The 14,147-nt window shown below is 62.0% G+C and carries 13 protein-coding genes; 8 read left to right on the top strand and 5 right to left on the bottom strand.

What is annotated here, in order from left to right; translation table 11 throughout:
- Window positions 1–7 precede the first annotated feature (7 nt).
- The 4 genes from GNZ12_RS38265 to GNZ12_RS38250 all read right to left on the bottom strand — a co-directional run bounded on the left by GNZ12_RS38265 (window position 8) and on the right by GNZ12_RS38250 (window position 5,464).
- Complete coding sequence (locus GNZ12_RS38265) at window positions 8–1,027, bottom strand: ABC transporter permease (RefSeq protein ID WP_172317444.1); 1,020 nt, start codon at window positions 1,025–1,027, stop codon at window positions 8–10.
- Window positions 1,024–2,103 carry a sugar ABC transporter substrate-binding protein gene (locus GNZ12_RS38260; RefSeq protein WP_172317442.1) on the bottom strand — a complete coding sequence of 360 codons (1,080 nt, stop codon included), beginning with the start codon at window positions 2,101–2,103 and terminating at the stop codon, window positions 1,024–1,026. Before GNZ12_RS38260 ends, GNZ12_RS38265 begins: the two co-directional genes overlap by 4 nt.
- Window positions 2,104–2,189: 86 nt before the next feature.
- The gene (locus tag GNZ12_RS38255; protein ID WP_172317440.1) at window positions 2,190–3,863 is read right to left on the bottom strand and encodes a GMC family oxidoreductase; all 1,674 of its coding nucleotides are present in this window, start codon (window positions 3,861–3,863) and stop codon (window positions 2,190–2,192) included.
- Window positions 3,864–3,955: 92 nt separating this feature from the next.
- The gene (locus tag GNZ12_RS38250; protein ID WP_172317438.1) at window positions 3,956–5,464 is read right to left on the bottom strand and encodes an aldehyde dehydrogenase family protein; all 1,509 of its coding nucleotides are present in this window, start codon (window positions 5,462–5,464) and stop codon (window positions 3,956–3,958) included.
- A 214-nt stretch (window positions 5,465–5,678) separates the two neighbouring features.
- Between GNZ12_RS38250 and GNZ12_RS38245 the strand changes: the two genes are divergently transcribed.
- Window positions 5,679–6,362: a TetR/AcrR family transcriptional regulator gene (locus tag GNZ12_RS38245; RefSeq protein ID WP_172317436.1), complete on the top strand. Its 684-nt coding sequence runs from the start codon at window positions 5,679–5,681 to the stop codon at window positions 6,360–6,362.
- Between the two features lie 47 nt (window positions 6,363–6,409).
- Here the strand turns inward: GNZ12_RS38245 and GNZ12_RS38240 are convergent, their stop codons facing one another.
- The gene (locus GNZ12_RS38240) at window positions 6,410–7,954 is read right to left on the bottom strand and encodes an acyl CoA:acetate/3-ketoacid CoA transferase (RefSeq protein ID WP_172317434.1); all 1,545 of its coding nucleotides are present in this window, start codon (window positions 7,952–7,954) and stop codon (window positions 6,410–6,412) included.
- Window positions 7,955–8,156: 202 nt separating this feature from the next.
- On the opposite strand from GNZ12_RS38240, the gene GNZ12_RS38235 reads away from it, so the two are divergent.
- From GNZ12_RS38235 to GNZ12_RS45415, 7 genes are all read left to right on the top strand, one after another.
- Entirely contained in the window at window positions 8,157–9,302 is a 1,146-nt protein-coding gene (locus GNZ12_RS38235; protein WP_172317432.1) for an acyl-CoA dehydrogenase family protein, read from the top strand.
- Window positions 9,299–10,078 carry a 3-ketoacyl-ACP reductase gene (locus tag GNZ12_RS38230; protein ID WP_172317430.1) on the top strand — a complete coding sequence of 260 codons (780 nt, stop codon included), beginning with the start codon at window positions 9,299–9,301 and terminating at the stop codon, window positions 10,076–10,078. The genes GNZ12_RS38235 and GNZ12_RS38230 overlap by 4 nt, the downstream gene beginning before the upstream one ends.
- Window positions 10,079–10,085: 7 nt before the next feature.
- Complete coding sequence (locus tag GNZ12_RS38225) at window positions 10,086–11,255, top strand: dihydrodipicolinate synthase family protein (protein WP_172317428.1); 1,170 nt, start codon at window positions 10,086–10,088, stop codon at window positions 11,253–11,255.
- Window positions 11,256–11,257: 2 nt separating this feature from the next.
- The gene (locus tag GNZ12_RS45690) at window positions 11,258–11,677 is read left to right on the top strand and encodes a Dabb family protein (RefSeq protein ID WP_172317426.1); all 420 of its coding nucleotides are present in this window, start codon (window positions 11,258–11,260) and stop codon (window positions 11,675–11,677) included.
- Window positions 11,592–12,443, top strand: a complete 852-nt coding sequence (locus GNZ12_RS38215; RefSeq protein ID WP_172317424.1) for a sugar phosphate isomerase/epimerase family protein — start codon at window positions 11,592–11,594, stop codon at window positions 12,441–12,443. The genes GNZ12_RS45690 and GNZ12_RS38215 overlap by 86 nt, the downstream gene beginning before the upstream one ends.
- A 31-nt stretch (window positions 12,444–12,474) precedes the next feature.
- The gene (locus tag GNZ12_RS38210; RefSeq protein WP_172317422.1) at window positions 12,475–13,455 is read left to right on the top strand and encodes a Gfo/Idh/MocA family protein; all 981 of its coding nucleotides are present in this window, start codon (window positions 12,475–12,477) and stop codon (window positions 13,453–13,455) included.
- A 323-nt stretch (window positions 13,456–13,778) separates the two neighbouring features.
- Complete coding sequence (locus GNZ12_RS45415; protein WP_172317343.1) at window positions 13,779–14,093, top strand: hotdog family protein; 315 nt, start codon at window positions 13,779–13,781, stop codon at window positions 14,091–14,093.
- Window positions 14,094–14,147 lie beyond the last annotated feature (54 nt).

The following is a 14,147-nucleotide window of genomic DNA, read 5'->3' as shown; positions in this document are numbered from 1 at the left end:
CTCACGCTCATTTGACGATGCGCCGACGCGAGCGATTGAGCGCGAGGGTCACGGCTGCGATGATCAATACACCCTGGATGCCCTGCTGCACGTAGGGCGGCACACCGAGCAGCACCATGCCATTGCCGAGCACGATCACGATCAGCGTGCCGATCAACGTGTTCATCGGGCTGCCGTTGCCGCCTGCGAGCGACGTACCACCTACCACGATCGCGGTAATCGCGACGAATAGCTGACCGTCGGCAATGCGCGCGTGTCCCTGCCCATATTGCGCAACGGCGAGGATGCCCGCCACGCCATAGAAAGCGCCCGCCAGCGCGAAGATCGCAATGCGCACGCGTGAGACTCTCACCCCACTGAGTCGCGCCAGATCCTCGCCACCGCCGATCGCCAGGGTGTGGCGGCCGAGCAGCGTGTGCTTGTATATGAACCAGGCGACCCCGAGAACCAGCACCGCGATCCAGACGGACAGGGGCAGACCCAGATAGCGTGTGATCGAGATGGCGCGCAGCGAAGGGTCGCTCACACGAATCGTGTTCCCCGACAGCCAGGCTGTGCCGATCCCCGTTGCAACGAAGCCGATCGCCAGCGTCGTGATGAACGAAGGAATGCGCAGGAACACGTGCAGCACGCCGTTGGCAAGACCCAGTGCGGCGCCTGCGGCAATCGCCACGGCCAGTACCCACAGCCCGAAATGGTTGTCGTTATACGAGTTCTCGACCAGCATCGATACTGCAATCGCTGCGACCGCAACGATGCCTTCGGCCGACAGATCGATGCTGCCGAGCTGAATGACGAACGCGGCGCCGAGCGCGATGGTGAGAGGAATCGCGGCGCCTACCGCGATCCGCGACAGGTTCATCGGATCGAAGAAGTCGTGGTTCAGCGCGCCAATGCAAAGACCGAGCGCCACCAGCACCAGCAGGGGTGCAAATCGTCGCACGAGTGCCTGCTTCGATATGATCAGGGTCCCGGTTGTTTTTGTGGACACGGCCTGCCGGGTGGGCGCTACGGTCAGCTTGTTCATCGATACACCACAGGACCCGCAACGCGGGCATAGAGATTGTTCCAATCGCCGCTTGGCGCAGCCGCGCGCTTCAAGACGTCCTGGACGTTCGCCTTGGTCACGAACGTCGCCTTGCAATAGGACTCGCGCCGGTCCTTTGGCAACGCTGCCACGTCGACCTTTTTCTCCTTCGCCTGAAGACCCATCGACAGACCGATGCCACCGAGCCAGTACGGGTCCCAGTCGACCGACGCGATCAGTTCACCGGCCTTGATCGCGCTCAGACCGGGCGGCGTGCCGTCCATGCCGGTCACCGGCATCTGGCCTGCGAGACCTTCGGCGCGCAGTGCCTCGATCGCGCCGAGCGCCATGTCGTCGTTCGCGGCCCACACGCCTTTGATCTTCGCGTTGAAACGCGTCATCCACGCCTGCATGATCGGAAACGCCTTTTGCGAGTTCCAGTCCGCGACCTGGAAGTCGAGCAACTGGATGCCAGGAAACTTCTTCAGCGCTGCATCGAGACCGGCTTTACGCTCGATCGCCGGCACGTTGCTGAAAATGCCGCCGAGCGCGACGACACCTCCCTTGCCGCCCATCTGCTTGAACAGTTGCGTGGCGGTTTCTTCACCGTAGGCGACGCCGTCGTACGAAAGATGGGCAACGTAGTTCGGGTTGAAGTCCCAGGGATGTAGATCTTTAGGCTTGTTCCAGATTGTCGTGACGAACGCCCCCGCCTTCGAGCAGGCCTCCACGATCACGCGCGCATCGGCCGAATCGTTCGGATCGACGTTGAGCACGAGATTGCCGCCCGTTCGTTGCAGCAGCGCGCGAATATCGGCAATGCCTTTCTCGGAGCTACCTTCGGTAGTGAGCGGCACGTATGGCAAGCCGACGCTCGCCGCGAAGCTCTGCGCGCCCTTGTTAAAGGCTGCGTGATACGGGTTGGTGAGCGAGCGGAAAGAACAGGCCAGCGTAGTCTGCCCCGCGCCAAGGGAGAAACTCGAAAAACTGCTGCCGGCCATGGCAAACGCCGCCCCTGCGCCGAGCTTGATGAAATCCCGGCGTGAAAGAGCCGAGTGTTGATCCTGTTTGGACATGATGTCTCCTTCCAATAAATATATAGATAGTTACTGATTGTTATGGAGTTCGATGTCAGAACTCTCTCAGGCCGTGCGGCCCAAACTTACGCCAACGTCGTGGCGACGGCGGGCGCCACTCGACCGGAATAGCTGGCCAACTGGCCTGCCGCCGGCGCCTGGGCCGCGACGCGCCCGCGAATCAGGTCCGACGCTTTCTCTGCGATCATCAGCGTCGGCGCATTGGTATTGGAGCTGACGATGCGCGGCATCACCGATGAATCCGCGACCCGCAACCCTTCAATGCCGCGCACACGCAACTGCGGATCGACCACGGACATCTCGTCCACACCCATCTTGCAGGTGCCGACCGGGTGATAGCCGGTGCGCCCGTATTGCTTGGCATACTCCTCGTACTGCGTGTGCGTGCGCACCGTGCCGCCGGGGAAGTGTTCGCTCTTGAGGTACTTGCGCAGTGCGTGCTGACTCATGATCTCGCGACTCTGGCGAATACCCTCGACCGCGACCTTCAGGTCGTACGGATCGCGAATGTAGGCCGGGTCGATGACGGGTGCATCGGCGGGGTCGGCGCTGTTGAGCGTGACGCTGCCGCGACTCTTCGGGCGCAGGAAGTACGAGTTGAGCGTACAGCCCGAACCCGAGGGCACGGGCGGAACACCAGCTTCAACTCCGGCGCCCGGCAGGAAGTGAAACTGAAGGTCCGGCGTCGGCACATCGCTGCTGGAGTACCAGAACGCCCCGCCCTCGGCGATGTTCGATGTGACCGGCCCCTTGTTGAAGATTTTGTATTCGAGACCCGCGAGCAACATCATGTGCTTCTTCGCGTACTTGTCGAGGCTATAGGGGCCGTTGAGTTCGTACACAATGTCGATATCGAAGTGATCCTGCAGGTTCGCGCCCACGCCATCGAGGGCATGCAACGGCTTGATGCCCACGCGTTCGAGATCCGCCGCGCGACCGATGCCGGAGAGCATCAGCAGCTTCGGCGATCCGATCGCGCCCGCCGTTACGATCACTTCGCGCTCGGCCCGTGCGACGGCTACGTTTGAGCGCGCATGCTGATCGGCGAATTCGACGCCCACCGCGCGACCATTCTCGATCACGATGCGCGACACGAGGCAATTGGTCTTCACGGTCAGATTGCTGCGCGAGCGGGCCTGCTGAAGATAGCCGACGGCAGCGCTGCAACGCCGCCCGCCGCGCTGCGTCACCTGATAAACGCCGACGCCCTCCTGCTGCGCGCCGTTGAAATCGCTGTTGTACGGCAAGCCCGCCTCCTGGCCTGCCAGCACAAACGCCTTCGTCAGTTCGTTGACGCTGATGAGATCGGATACGCCGAGCGGTCCGCCCACGCCGTGATACTCGTTGCACAGCCGCTCGTTATCCTCCATGCGGCGCAGATAGGGCAGCACGCCATCGCGAAAGCCCCAGCCAGCGCATCCGTCGCTTTCCCAGCCGTCATAGTCGGCTGCCTGACCGCGTGTGTAGACCATTGCGTTGATGGAGCCACCGCCGCCGAGCACGCGCGCCTGTGCGAACGGAATCTGCCGACGTTGCGTTTCCGCCGCCGCCGCCGTGCGATAACCCCACGTCAATGGGCCGCCCGTCATCTTGAAGAAGCCGACCGGCATATGGATGTAGGGGTCGGTATCGGCAGGACCGGCCTCGAGCAACAGCACACGGCTGCTGGCGTCTTCCGTCAGACGCGCTGCCAATGCGCAGCCCGCCGGGCCACCACCCACGATCACATAGTCATACATTGCTGTCTCCGATTCTGCGTTCTGCGGCCACGCTCACGTGGCTCGAACATTCCGTGCGGTTCTTTACGACCGCTCTCGTTGAAAAAATCGCCTTAGGCAATCCAGCGTGGCCGGTTACCGAGTTGAACATGCACGGACTTGAGTTCTGTGTATTCCTCGACGCCATAGCGCCCCGTCTCGCGGCCGATACCCGATTGCTTGACACCGCCGATCGGCAGTTCGGGCCCACCCGTAATCGTGCAATTGACCCAGATGCGCCCGGCTTGCACCCCGCGAAAGCTCTTGAATGCGCCTTGCAGATCGCGCGTCCAGATGCTCGCCGCGAGGCCGTATGGCACGCCATTCGCCAACTGGATAGCCTGCTCGAAGGTGTCGAACGGCGTGACGGTCAGGACCGGCCCGAAAATTTCTTCCTGCGCGAGCGCGCTGCCGGGTTGCACGTTGCGGAACACCGTCGGCTGGATAAAGAAGCGCTCGCCTTCGTTGCTCGAAGTGCCTCCGCAGACGAGTTGCGCGCCATCGCGCGTGCCGGCGTCGATGAAGCCGCGAATCTTGTCGAACTGCCGCGCTTCGACGATGGCGCCGACGTGGTTGGTCGCATCGAGCGGATCGCCGACACGCACCTTTCCGAGGACCGCCTGCACGCGCTCGACGAGTTCCTGTTCGACCGAGCGGTGAACGACGAGGCGGCTACCCGACACGCAACATTGGCCCGCGTTGAAAGCGATACCGAATGCGATGGCATCGGCTGCATCGTCGAGGTCGGCGTCGGCGTAAACGATCTGGGGATTCTTCCCGCCCAGTTCGAGCCCAACCTTTTTCATGTTGCCGCCGGCGGCCGTGAGCACCGAGCGGCCCACGGGCGTCGAGCCGGTGAATGAAATCATGTCGACGTCCATGTGTTCCGCGAGCGCCTGTCCAACCACCGAGCCGAGTCCCGTCACCACGTTGACCACGCCGTCGGGCAGGCCCGCCTCGGTGAGCAGCGCGGCGAGCTTGAGCGTCGTGGTCGACGTCAGTTCCGCGGGCTTGACGACCACCGTGCACCCCGCAGCCAGCGCGAACGGCAGACGTTCCGAAAGAATGAAGAACGGAAAATTCCACGGCGTGACGATCCCCACCACGCCAACCGGTTGCCGCAGAACCAGTCCGAACATGTCGGGGCCGAGCGTGTCGTGCGAGTCGCCGTGCACCACGCGGGCGAGCCCCGCCGCATATTCCCAGATGCCTGCCGCCGCGGTAACTTCGCCGCGCGACTGGCCGATGGGCTTGCCGCTTTCGAGAGTCTCGAGATACGCCAGCGTGTCTACGTTGTCGCGGATCAGTTGAGCCGTTTTCAGCAGGACCGCAGCACGCGCCTCGCCCGACAGTCGCGACCAGCGGCCGTCATCGAATGCGCGCCGCGCGGCGGCGACGGCTACGTCCAGGTCACTTTTCGACGCCCGCGTCGTGGCCGTCACCGGCACCCCATGCCCGGGGCTCTTGCGCATCACCCACTCGTTATCCGCGCCCGAATAGTCCTTGCCGTCGATGAACATCGGCGTACGCACCGGTTCGGACGGTAAGCGCAGCGAAGCTGCCAGTTCACCCAGCTCTTTCATTCCTGCCTCCAATATGTGCAATTCTTTAATGTGCCGCTCGAAACCGTCACGCGCCGAGGGCAGCATGGGTGCCCTGTCCCTAGCCTGAAGCGTCCTGTTATTGGCCCAATTCTGCACCATCCAGTTACTTCCTGACAACCGGCTTTTTGGTTTATAGTCACCGTCATGACGCGCGTTTGCTGGCGCCCCGACTCCACTTCTTTTAACGACCCACATGACCCTTGCAACCACGCCCCAAAAACGCGTAGCCAAGCCCGCAGAAGAGGTTGCCACGCGCCAGCCTCGGCAGCGAGACCCGGAGGTTACGCGGGCCCGCATCCTCGAAGCCGCGAAAAAAGAATTCGCGAAACTCGGCCTGGCCGGCGCGCGCGTAGAAGCGATTGCGACGCGCTCCAAGGCCAACAAGCGGATGATCTATCACTACTTCGGCAGCAAGGAGGAACTCTTTGTCGCCGTGCTCGAAGATGCCTACGCCGACATCCGCTCTGCCGAACTGAAGCTCAACCTCGACCATCTTTCGCCAGAAGACGCGCTCGTTGCCCTGACCACGCATACCTGGAACTACTACCTGCGAAACCCGGAGTTCATGACGCTGGTGAACAGCGAAAATCTTCATAAGGCACGCCACGTCAAGAAATCTCAGCGGTTCCACGATCTGCACCAGGGCTTTATCTCCATGTTGCAGCGCATCCTCGATCGCGGCGTCGAAGCGGGCGTGTTTCGTTCGGGTGTCGACGCACGGCAACTGCACATCACGATGGCCGCTATTGGCTACTACTACCTGACGAACCGTTTCACGAGCGGTGTCATCTTCGATATCGACTTCATGGACAAGGCGGCGCTGAAAAGCCGTCTCGAGTTCAACATCGAGACCATCCTGCGAATCGTGCGCCCCTGACAACCTGGGCGCGCGGAGTCCGCAACTGCCCTTCGCGCGCCTTGGCATCACGCCACCTTTTCCTGCGTCGCAGGCACGCTCAGCTTCGAGCGCGCGACCAATGCTTCGTCGACGAGCGGCCGGAATGCCATGCGTGCCAGCACGTCGCGCTCGACATCGACCCCTTCCGCGACCTCGATCAGACGCACGCCGTCCGCCTCCAGGCGAAACACCGCGCGCTCGGTCACATACAGCACTTCCTGATTGCTAAGGCGCGCCTGCTCGCCGCTGAAGGTGATGTGCTGCACGCGATCGACGAGCTTCGGCACGCTGCCCGGCGACACGATGTCCAGACGTGCGCCCGTCTGTTCGACCGCTAAACCCTTCGCTTCGAAGCTCCCGCAAAACACAATCTTTCGCGCGCCCTGCGTTATGTCGATAAAGCCGCCAGGACCCACGACCGTCGAGCCCAGCTTCGACACATTGATGTTGCCCTCGCCGTCCATTTCACCCATGCCAAGGAAAGAGACGTCGACACCGCCGCCGCTATAGAAATCGAACTGGTCGACGCTCGACAGGATCGCGTCCGCATTGCGTGCCGTGCCGAACATCGGACCGTCGAGCATCGCGCCGTTGTGGATGCCCTGTTCGACCGATCCCCAGAACGTGCCGAGCCGCCCCTGTTCCGCCAGCAAGGCGGGGATGCCGCCTGGAATGCCGAAGCCGAAATTGGCGGACTGCCCGGCGCGCAACTCGTTCGCCGCCCGCGCAGCGATGATGCGGCGAATGCCTGTTGGCACTTCGTAGAAGCCCGCGCCGATTGGACATAGTGCTTCGCCGCTGAGCGCCGGATCGTAGTCCGACACCACGCATTGCACCTGCTCGGGCGTTTCGACGAGCGCATCGACCAGAATGCCGGGAATACGAACGAGGCGCGCGGGCACATAATCTTCCGGCTCGCGCTCTTTCACCTGCACGATGACGCGGCCGCCGCAGTTATGGGCCGCGAGCGCGGCGGCGTAGACGTCCAGATCGGCTGGTTCGCGGCGCAGCGTGACGTTGCCGCTCCCGTCCGCCGACGAGCCGCGCACGATTGCGAAATCGACCTTGAACGGCTTGTAACGCAGGTATTCGCGCCCATCGATCTCGATCAGCTCGACCAGGTCTTCGGTCGCGCGCTCGTTGATCTTGCCGCCATCGATACGCGGATCGACGAAGGTGCGCAGTCCCACATGCGTGACGAGGCCGGGGCGCCCGGCGCCAATTTCCCGCAGCAGCGTGGAGATGGCGCCGGCCGGAAAGCTATAGGCCTCGAAAGCATTTTCCTTCGCAAGTTTCTGCATCGACGGCGCCCAGCTCCAGTGCCCGCCGATCACACGCTTGACCATGCCGCCATGTGCAAAGCGCCCCAGCCCACTGCCCTTCGCGTCGCCGATACCCAGCGCATGCACGACCGTCAAATCGCGCGGATGCCCGGTCTCGAGGAAACGCTGTTCGAGCTTCGCGAGCACGGCGTCCGCTTCGAGCAGACCGCCTCCCGAACCTGCCAGCGCGATCGTTGCGCCGTCGAAAATCTCCTCGACCGCGTCAGCAGCCTCCTTCCACTTGCTCACTGCACTCTCCTTTCAGATCGGCCGCAAAACCCGTTGACAGCGGCGTTTCGTTGGTCTTAAATAACCCACCAGATGGTTACTTGTTGCCAATGTTGGCACACGAAACATCTGATTTCAAGGGGTATTGCGCAGCGCTCGGGTTTACCTGCACCCACGCGCTGCATCGCAACAATCAGGTATGACGATTACGGATGGAGACAACATGAAGCTCTCAGAAACGCATGAGCAGATCCGCGAAACGACACGGCGTTTTTCGCAGGAAGTGATTCGCCCGCTGGCCGAGGAACTGGACCGTGAGGAGCGCTTTCCCGCGGAGATTTACAAGCAGATGGGTGAACTTGGCCTGTTCGGCATCACGGTGCCCGAGGCATTTGGCGGCGCCGGGCTCGACGTCACCGCTTACGCGCTTGTGATGGAAGAATTGTCGCGCGGTTATGCGTCGGTCGCTGACCAATGCGGCCTGCTCGAGCTGGTCGGCACACTGCTGAGCGTTCACGGCACTGACGACCAGCGCGCGAAGTACATGGCGCCATTGTTGCGCGCAGCCCTCCGGCCGGCTTACTGCATCACCGAATCGGACGCGGGAACCGACGTGTCCGGCATTCGCACCACTGCCACGCGCACTGCCGATGGGTGGGAACTCAGCGGCGCCAAGCTGTGGATTCACAACGCACCGGTCGCCGATCTGGCTTTTGTGCTCGCGCGTACCGATCCGACTGCCGGCAAGCGCGGCATGAGCATCTTCATCGTCGATTGCCATCTGGCGGGCGTATCGAAAGGCCCGAAGGAACACAAGATGGGCCAGCGTGCGTCGCAGGTCGGCGAACTGCATTTCGACCGCGTCAAGCTCCCGCACGACGCTCTGCTCGGACAGGAAGGCCGCGGCTTTCACATCATGATGAGCGTGCTCGACAAGGGTCGCGTAGGCATTGCCGCGCTGGCTGTCGGCATCGCGCAGGCCGGTCTCGAAGCGGCGCTGGAGTATGCGCAGACGCGCAAACAGTTCGGCAGTCACATCGCCGATTTCCAGGGTATCCAGTGGATACTCGCCGATATGGCGAAGGATATTCGGGCCGCGCGACTGCTCGTGCACGACGCGGCAGAACGCCTTGAAACCGGCGACCGCGCAAGCATCGCCTGCTCGATGGCCAAGTGCTTCGCCGGCGATACAGCCGTCAAGCACAGCGCCAACGCAGTGCAGATTTTCGGCGGCAGCGGCTACATTCGCGGCTACGAAGTCGAACGCCTCTATCGCGACGCGAAGATCACGCAGATTTACGAAGGCACGAACCAGATCCAGCGCACGATCATTGCTCGCGATCTGATTGCCAACGGAGCGTCAGTATGAGCGGCCGTGCCATCGCACTCGTCACGGGCAGTCGACGCGGCATCGGTCGGGCAATCGCGGTCGAACTCGGCCGCGCAGGGTTCGACGTAGCGCTGACCGACGCGGTGGCGTCGGAGGAGTTGGACCGGGCCGTCGACGAAGTCAGACAGACTGGCGCCGAGGCGATCGCCGTCGTGTCCGATCTCGCCGACATCGACTCGCATCGGGCCACGCTGCTCGATATCGAAGCGCGGCTCGGCGGCCCTATCGATTGCCTCGTGAACAACGCGGGCGTATCGGTGATGTCGCGAGGCGATATTCTCGATGTGACGCCAGAAAGTTTCGATCGCTGCATCGCCGTCAACACACGCGGCACGTTCTTCTTCACCCAGGCGTTCGCCAATCACTTCCTCGCTCGCACGCGAACCAGCGTGGCGCCACATCCGAGCGTCATCACGATCACCTCATCGAACGCGGTCGCCGCTTCGCCGTTGCGCAGCGAGTACTGCGTATCGAAGGCCGGCCTGTCGATGGCGACCACGCTCTTTGCGCTGCGGCTTGCCGAGCAAGGCGTTAGCGTTTATGAGGTGCAGCCCGGCTTGATCGAGACAGAGATGACCGCACCCTCCCGCGCGCGCTACGACGCGCAGATGGAGCAAGGCCTCACGGCCATCAAGCGCTGGGGCACCCCTCAAGAGGTGGCGACCGCCGTGCGCACGCTGGCGACGGGCGGTCTGCCCTACAGCGTTGGACAGGCCATCCGTGTCGACGGCGGCCTCCTTGTGACCAAATACTGACACGCATATGAACCTGACACTCAAACTACCGACGGCGCTCGGCACGATGGATAGTTACCGCCTGCAGGGCACGCCGCTCGACGCTCATGTACCCGCCCGGCCGTTCAACCGCATTGCCTACTCGGCCGCTCATGCCGTGGCCGATCCGCTTCGCGCCAGCGAACTGAATGAAGCGCCCGCAATCGATTGGGAGCGGACACTCGACTATCGCCGCTACCTGCTCAAACAAGGGCTCGGTATTGCCGAAGCGATGGACACCGCGCAACGCGGCATGGGTCTGCCGTGGCACAGCGCGCGCGAGTTGATCACCCGCACGGTCGAAGGTACGCGTGATATCCCCGGCGCGTTGATCGCTTCAGGCTGCGGCACCGATCACGTCGCGCTGAATTCGATTACGAACTGCGACCAGGTGATCCGCGCATACGCGGAGCAGCTCGAAGCCGTTCAACGCGTGGGCGGCCGCGTCATCCTGATGGCGAGCCGCGCACTGGCCCGGGTCGCGCGCTCGCCCGACGACTATCGGCGCGTCTATCGCGAAGTGCTCGCCATGTGCAATCAGCCGGTGATCCTCCACTGGCTCGGCGAGATGTTCGATCCTGAACTTACTGGCTACTGGGGTACGTCGGACTACGAGAGCGCGGCGCAAGTCTGCCTTGGTGTGATTGCCGACAGCGTGGATCGCGTCGACGGCATCAAGATATCGTTGCTCGATGACGCCAAGGAAATCTCCTTTCGCCGACAACTGCCGCCCGCAGTGAAGATGTACACAGGCGATGATTTCAACTACCCCGGCCTGATTGCAGGTGACGACGCGGGATATTCGCACGCGCTGCTCGGCATCTTCGACGCGATCGCCCCCGCCGCATCACAGGCCCTTGACGCGCTCGCCGGCGACGACCTCGAAACCTTCCACGCGCTGCTGGCACCGACAGTGCCGTTGTCGCGCCACATCTTCCGGGCGCCAACGCAGTACTACAAGACAGGCGTCGTGTTCCTCGCCTACCTGAATGGATTCCAGGACCACTTCTTCATGCTCGGTGGTCATCACGGCATGCGCCCGCCCGCCTATCTCGCGGATGTATTCCGCCTTGCCGATCGGGCCGGCCTCCTTCGCGATCCTGAAGACGCCATCGCGCGCGTGCGCGCGGTCATGGCATCGCTCGGCTGTAAAGACTGATCATGACCAACTCAAAGGGGCCCGTCCGACACATCGTGTTATGTCGGTTCCGCAGCGAAGTGGCGGCTTCGAGTCGCCTCGCCTTTTTCGAGCAGATCAGGCGGCTTGCGGAGATACCTGACATCGCATTCACGAACTTCCAGTGCGGGCCCAACATCTCGCCGGAGGGATATGGTCTGAGTTTCGCCGATGGCTTCATGATGGATTTCGCGAGCCGCGACGAGTGCTTTGCCTACCTCGCGCATCCGACCCATCGCGCGATCGGTGCGCGACTCATCGAAGCACTGGAAGGCGGCGTTCATGGACTGCTCGTCTTCGATATCAATCTGGACAATCATGAGAAACCTGAAAGGAAGACTCGACCTGTGCTCCATCAACACCGCAACGCTCGGTCACCGCGAACCGCTCAGCCGCACGATTGACCGAATCGCCAGTGCCGGCTTCGGCGGCATTGCGCCCTGGCGTCACGAGGTGGAGAAAGCGAACGTTGCGGAGATCGCGAGGCAGATCAAAACGCTCGATTTAACCGTCACCGGCTATTGCCGTTCGACGTACTTGCCGGCTGCGACCCATGAGCAATTCGTCGCGAACATCGACGATAACAAAGCCGCCCTGCGCGACGCTGCGACGCTCGGCGCACGGTGCTTCGTGATGGTGGTCGGCGGATTGCCTGAAGGGAGCCGCGATTTGCGCGGTGCCCGCGCGCAGGTCTCCGATGGCATCGCGGAGTTGCTGGAAACGGCGCGTGAATTCGGTGTCCCGCTTGCGCTCGAGCCGCTACATCCGATGTATGCGGCAGACCGGGCCGTGCTCAACACGCTGGCGCAAGCACTGGACATCTGCGACACGCTCGATCCTGAGCGCTCCGGCTTTCTCGGGGTCGCTGTCGACGCATATCACTGCTGGTGGGATCCCGCGTTGCAGGCGTCGATCGCGGCGGCTGGCCGCAACGAGAGGATTCTTGCGTACCACGTGTGCGATTGGCTGCGCGAGACGCGTGACCTGTTGCTCGATCGCGGCATGATGGGTGATGGTGTCGTCGATCTTTGCGCGCTGCGTGAAGGCGTCGAACGCAATGGGTACGACGGGTTGGTCGAGGTTGAGATATTTTCGAAAGAGAACTGGTGGCGCCGGGATTTGGATGAGGTGCTTCGCGTCTGCGCAGAACGGCTTCAGACGGTGTGTTAACGGACATAACGAACTACGCAAGGAGACGACCATGAGCGACATGATCCGCTGGGGCGTGCTCGGCGCCGCCAGAATCGCCGACAATTTCGTCGTGCCGGCAATCCAGCGATCGAGCAACGGCCGCGTAGTCTGCGTAGCCGCCCGCGATGGCGAGCGCGCAGCAGTTTTCGCTGCGAAGCACGGCATAGCCGCCTCGTGCACGAATTACGATGAAGTGATTGTGAGCAATGAGGTCGATGCCGTGTACATCCCGTTGCCGACAGCCAGTCACTTCGAGTGGTGCAAGAAGGCACTTCTCGCGGGCAAGCACGTGTTGTGCGAGAAACCGATCGCGATGAACGCCTCTCAGGTTCAGGAACTCATCGCCCTTCGCGATGCGACCGGACTCGTATGCGCCGAAGCATTCATGGTGGCGCATCATCCGCAATGGGCATTCGTGCGCGATCGGATCGCGGACGGTTCGCTCGGCAATCTCGAACTCGTGGAAGGCTCTTTCACCTATTTCAACGACGACCCCACGGCCATCAAGAACGACCTCGCGCTTGGAGGCGGTGGCGTGCGGGACATTGGTCTCTACCCAGTCGTGACAACGCGTATCGCAACCGGCCTTGAACCGCTCTCGGTGCGCGCCGACATTACCATCGACCCGCGCTATGGCACCGACAAGCTCGCAATCTGCGAGTTGAATTTCCCGGGCTTTCGACTGAATTTCTACTGCGGGACGCAGCGTGCGCGGCGGCAGCACATGGTTTTCCATGGTTCCAAAGGCTGGCTTTCCCTGGATGCGCCGTTCAACGCGGGCGTGTATGCCGATGCGAAAATCAGACTTCGCACCGATGCCAGCGGACTTGTCGGAACGTTCGATTTCGGCGGTGTGGATCAGTATCAGTTGATGGTCGAGAATTTCGGATCCGGCCTGGTTGGACGTAGCGATTCGATCGCATTCACGCTCGAGAACTCCCTTGGCAACCAGCTCGTCATCGACCAGATCTTGTCGCATGCGATCTGCTAGGCACCCGCGATGACACACGCTTCTCAAACAATCGATACTCGTCGCCTTCGCGAGGCTCGCACACTGGCTGCCGCATGCGCAAACGCCGAGGACGCCTCCGTTTGGCGATGGTTCTCCGCGTTAATGGAGTGTGGAACAATCCGGTGGTGTCTACGGGACAACAACTGGCTTGTCACGGTGAACCATCGCCATGTGGCAACCGCCTCGTCTTTCGACGAAGCGATTCGAACGGCCAAAGCGCGATCGGGTTTCACGCACATGTAACCCCGTCGCGCGACTCACGGCGATGCTCTTGATCGTTGCGCATCACAGAGGTTCATGACATGACAGAAAGCAGCGGAATTTCATTGCGACAAGATCGTGCGCTTCCAGCACTGCGCCCCCCTGGCATCGTGTTCTATCCACAATACTTTGTCCTCTTTCATGAAGTGATCGAGGACTGGTTCAACGACGGTCTGGGTATCGACTACGCGGGGTTCATTGGAAACGAGAAGCTTGGCATTCTAAAGTGGATACGGATCCTGTACCACTGCTGGCAAACACGGACACTGTGCGACGAAAGCGTCTATCTGAATACATTGAGGAAGCGGGGCTCGCCTCTCCTTGGAAGCCTCGCGCCTCCCCCTCGAAATGCTTGACGGATTGACTCAGGGCGTGAAGCGGGCATTACACCCTTACAATCTGAGCGGCCG

The sequence above is a fragment of the Paraburkholderia solitsugae genome (assembly GCF_013177695.1).
Taxonomy (GTDB): Bacteria; Pseudomonadota; Gammaproteobacteria; order Burkholderiales; family Burkholderiaceae; genus Paraburkholderia; species Paraburkholderia solitsugae.
This window is presented reverse-complemented; position numbering and strand designations above follow the sequence as displayed.